5 protein-coding genes are annotated in these 4292 nt (G+C 75.4%); all 5 read left to right on the top strand.

The window, feature by feature from the left end; genetic code table 11:
• Positions 1 to 414: 414 nt before the first annotated feature.
• The 5 genes from LCD33_RS22260 to LCD33_RS22240 all read left to right on the top strand — a co-directional run bounded on the left by LCD33_RS22260 (position 415) and on the right by LCD33_RS22240 (position 3857).
• On the top strand, positions 415 to 1047 hold the full coding sequence (locus tag LCD33_RS22260) for a PPE domain-containing protein (RefSeq protein ID WP_224961963.1): 633 nt from the start codon (positions 415 to 417) through the stop codon (positions 1045 to 1047).
• Positions 1048 to 1123: 76 nt separating this feature from the next.
• Positions 1124 to 1669 (top strand): hypothetical protein, encoded by a 546-nt coding sequence (locus LCD33_RS22255; protein ID WP_224978241.1) that lies wholly within the window; start codon positions 1124 to 1126, stop codon positions 1667 to 1669.
• Between the two features lie 70 nt (positions 1670 to 1739).
• The gene (locus LCD33_RS22250) at positions 1740 to 2519 is read left to right on the top strand and encodes an ESX secretion-associated protein EspG (protein WP_224967195.1); all 780 of its coding nucleotides are present in this window, start codon (positions 1740 to 1742) and stop codon (positions 2517 to 2519) included.
• A 40-nt stretch (positions 2520 to 2559) separates the two neighbouring features.
• The gene (locus LCD33_RS29495) at positions 2560 to 3324 is read left to right on the top strand and encodes a type VII secretion target (RefSeq protein WP_308011315.1); all 765 of its coding nucleotides are present in this window, start codon (positions 2560 to 2562) and stop codon (positions 3322 to 3324) included.
• Positions 3249 to 3857, top strand: coding sequence for a YbaB/EbfC family nucleoid-associated protein (locus tag LCD33_RS22240; protein ID WP_224978240.1), 609 nt, complete (start codon positions 3249 to 3251; stop codon positions 3855 to 3857). The genes LCD33_RS29495 and LCD33_RS22240 overlap by 76 nt, the downstream gene beginning before the upstream one ends.
• Positions 3858 to 4292: the final 435 nt, after the last annotated feature.

The following is a 4292-nucleotide window of genomic DNA, read 5'->3' as shown; positions in this document are numbered from 1 at the left end:
CCCCCCCGCCGCCCCCCCCCGCGCGCCCGCGCCGCGCGCGCCGCCCCCCCCCCCCCCCCCCCCCCCCCCCCCCCCCCCCCCCCCCCCCCCCTCCACTCCGGTCGCGGGGATGGAGGCCTTGGGCGGTCCCGGGCGGGGGCGGCCGCCCGCACCCTCGTTGAATCGCGCATTCGGAGCTCCTTCGGATCGGTGGTCCAGCGGGGCCACGGAGAAGACCGCGGACATCTTCATGATGAGATCGGACCGGCCGCGGGTAGCGGGCCGCGTTCCGGCTCGACGATCGAGAACGAGCGCCCCGCCGTGGCTTCGGTGGGACGCCTGCGCGTCCGGGGCGTGCAGCGGAGTGGCGCGGCCGGTTCGGCCGCAGGACCAGGCCGGTGGCGATGCGCACGCGAACCGCCCCCGGAGGGGGAAGTGGAAGTGGCAGAACAGCAGCAGGCCGTGATGCGGGCGAAGAGCGCGCGGTCGTCCGACGACGACCGGGCCTTGGTGGACGTCCAGAACTGGAGTTCCTACAGCCACCGCGAGCTGTACGACGCGGTGCACCAGGACAACGATCCGGGCCGCGTCGGCGAACTCGCCGGCGAGTGGTCCCGGCTGGGCGCCGAGATGGGCGAGGCCGCGCAGCGCATGGCGGAACGGCTCCGCGGTACCGAGCACGGCTGGCAGGGCGAGGCGGCGACCGCGGCGCGCGGCGCGATCCACGAGATCGCCGGGTGGACCTCGGAGGCGGGCTCGACGGCCGGTGACCTCGGCAAGCACGTCGAGGAGCAGGGCCGGGCCATGGAAGAGGCCAAGTCCAGCATGCCGGAGCCGGTCGACGTCGAGTTCAACCACGAGATCGCCGACCGGTGGGCCGCGGGCGGAACCGGGATGAACGCGCTCCAAGGCATGGTGATGGCCTACAGCGACCTGTCCGAACAGGCGGAAGAAGTGGACTCCAAGCACGACGAGGCCGTGCAGGTCATGCGGAAGATGGAGCACCACTCCCGCGCGCTGGACGCCGACCTCGCGTTCGGGGCCGGGTGGCCGGACGCCCGCGGCTAAGTCGAACTTCGACCCGCCGACGGTCAAGCACGTCAAGCCGAGCGGCACGACCCCGCAGTCCGCGAAGCCCCGCTCGGTGCCGAACCCGTCGTCGCCGGACATCACCGGTCGCGGCACCTACCAGCCGCCGCGGCCGGTGTCCGGCCGGACGCGCCGACCGCGATCACCCCCCCCCAACCCGTTCGCCAAGAACCCGGGCGGTGGCCCCGGTTCCGGTGGTCCGGGTGGTTCCCGCGGTGGCTGGTCCGGTTCGATCCCGTCGGTTCCGGGCACGTCCGGTGGCTCCGGCGGAGCGGTCGGCGCCGGTGGCGCGGGCTCGGGAGGTGCCGCTTCGGGCGGTTCCGGCCCCGGTGCGGGCGGCCGGGCCGGCGTCGGACCCACCGGCGGCACGGCAGGTGGCCAGCCGGCGGGTGCGGCCGGCGCGGCGGGTGCGACCGGCCAGGCCGGTGCGGGCGGCATGGCCGGTGGTGCGCCGGGGCAGGCGAACCGCGGCAAGGGCGGCGAGGACCAGGAGCGCCGCGCGAAGTACCTGGAGAGCACGCCGATCGTCGAGGCCCAGGGCGTGAACCTGCCGCCGCCGGTCATCGGCGGTGGCAAGCCGATGAAGAAGGACAAGGACTGACCGCGTCGTCCGGCGCACCGGCCTATCCGGGCCGGTGCGCGATCACGCGCGTGCTGATGAGGGAAAAGTGATGGGCGAAGCGGACTTCGTGCTGTCCGCCGTCGAGTTCGACCTGGTGTCCGGGGCGCTCGACCTGGGCCGGGTGCCGTACCCGCTGCGGGCGCCGAGCATCGGTGCGACCGGCGGGGAGCGCGCGGCGCGCACCGCCGAGGCGTTCCGCACGCTGACCGAGCGCGGTCTCGCCACCGGCGACCGGCTGGACGCCGAGCTGGAGGGGCTGCTGCGATTGCCGGCGGTCCACGAGATCTCGGTGCGCGTCGTCGGCCACGTGGGCGGGACGGTCCGGGCGCTGGCCGCCGCGGACCGCCGGTCCGGGGTGCTGGCGGTGCTGGACGGGGACCGGTTGTCGCTGCGCGGTTTCCGGCCGGGCGCGCTGGCCGCGGTGGTGGCGGGCGTGCTGCCACCCGCCGATCCGGGCAAGGGGCGGTCCTTGACGGTGCGCCAGGAGGTGCCGGCGAAGGCCGCGGACGAGGACGATCCCGGTGACGACCCGTTCGGTGGCGATCTCGACGAGCACACCGCGCTGGTGCGGGCGGGAGTGTCCGAACAGGACGCGGCCGCGCTGGTGGAGCTGGCGGAGAACCGCCGCGGTGGTGGGCAGCTCGGCGTCCGCCGCGGCGGGGCCCGGGCGCGGACGCTCATCAGCTGGCTGGGCACCGCCCAGGGCCGCTACCTGCTGATCGGCGAGCGGGGCTGGCTGAGCATCATGTCCGCCGAGCCGGGCCGCGTCGAGCAGCGGCTCGGCGAAGTTCTGTCCACTGTGGACTTTGCGGAGCTCGTGTCCCGATGATCACCCTGCCGCGCAACGCATCCGGAGAGGAGCTCTCCGCATGGTCTACGAAGTCGTCTCCGAGGATCTGACGGCGCACGCCGCCCACCTCGACGCGCTCACCGACCGGATCGACACCGCGATCTCGGCCGCTGAACAGGTCAGCATGTCCGACGAGGCCTACGGGCTGCTGTGCTCGTTCCTGCCGCCGATCATCAACCCGACCGAGCAGGAAGGGATCGCGGCGCTGCAGGCCGCCCGCGAAGGCATCGAGACCACCGCGCAGAACGTCCGCACCAGCGCCGAGGAGTACGACACCAACGACGAGGACGACTCGCAGTCCTTCCAGAAGTTGCACGGCACCGTGCCGGAGGGATCCGAGCAGTTCCAGCTGCTGTCCGGCGGCGCCGGCCCTACCGGACAGCAGCAGGGCACGCTGCCCGGCGGCGCCTCCGAACAGCAGCAGGGCAACGTCACCCACCGGGTTTTCCCAGCGGCAGCAGGGAACTCCGTCGGACGGCATGACCGAGCAGCAGCGGGGAACCGTGCCCCGCCCGACCGAGCAGGTCCAAGCCCCGACGGCGATGAACGCTCCGCACGGCGGGCAGGTGCAGACTCCGGCCGTCCAGGGGCATTCGCAGCAGGTGCTCGGCACCACCCCGCGGATCGACCCGGAGACGATGCCGTAGCCCCACCCCGCCGCGGGCGCGCGGCGCGCACGTCATCGAGCAGCACATCGGAGGGAAGAACATGTCCGGACCAGCGGGCTTCGCCGCACTCGGCAGCGACCCGGACGACCCGGAACGGCGCATCGAAGACTGGGTGACGGGCGTCGAGGAGAAGGCCCGCCGCTACGAGGCGGTGCGCGAGGAGACCGAGCAGATCCGGTTGACCGCCACGGGCCCGGACGGCCGGGTGAAGGTGACGGTGCGCGCCGACGGCGGCCTCACCGGCACCGAGTTCTCGGAGAAGATCCGCTCGATGCCGTTGGATGAGCTGTCCGCGCAGATCCTCGGCACCATCCGCCAGGCGCAGGGCGACATCGCCTCCCGCGTCGGCGAGGTGGTGTCCGAGCAGCTCGGCGACGAGGATCGCCAGACCCGGTCGCTGATGCTGGACAACCTGCGCGACCGCGTCCCGGAGGAACCGGACGAGCCGGAGGCCGAGGCACCGGGGTCCGCCACGTGGGCGGCGCCCGAGGACGACGAGCCGCAGCAGCGGCCCGGCCCGACGACGCCGACGCCGCCGGGGTCCGGCTCGCCCGCCCCCCCCGCGACCCGCCCGACCGGCCAGCGCCGCCCGCGCAGACCGGACGACGACGAGGACTTCCCGCCGGAGTTCGACCCGCTGCGGGACTGACCCGCCGCACGCCCCGCTCCCCGCATCCGCCGGTGCCCCGGCCCAGCTCCCCGAGGTCCGGTGGCGGATCCGCTCGCCGCGGAACGAACGCGGGGATGAGCCCGAGTCCTTCAGCGGCGTCCCGATCCTGGAACCGGTCGACGAGGTGAAGAAGGCCGACGAGCCGGGGGCCGGGCGAACAGCGGCCCCCCCCCCCCCCGGGGGGGGGCGGCGGGCCCCCCCCCCGGGCCCCCCCCCCCCCCCCCCCCCCCGGCGCCCGGGCCCCCCCCCGCCCCGGGCCCGCCCCCCCCCGCCCGCGCGCCCCCCCCCCCCCCCCCCCTACGCCCCGGGGGGGGCCCAACCGGGCGGCGCCGTACATCCCGGGGCGGGGCACCTCCCCGCCGCCGGGGCGGGTGTCCGGCCGGACGCGCCGACCGCGATCACCCCCCCCCAACC

This window comes from Saccharopolyspora sp. 7B (assembly GCF_020177435.1).
GTDB lineage: Bacteria > Actinomycetota > Actinomycetes > Mycobacteriales > Pseudonocardiaceae > Saccharopolyspora_C > Saccharopolyspora_C gregorii.
This window is presented reverse-complemented; position numbering and strand designations above follow the sequence as displayed.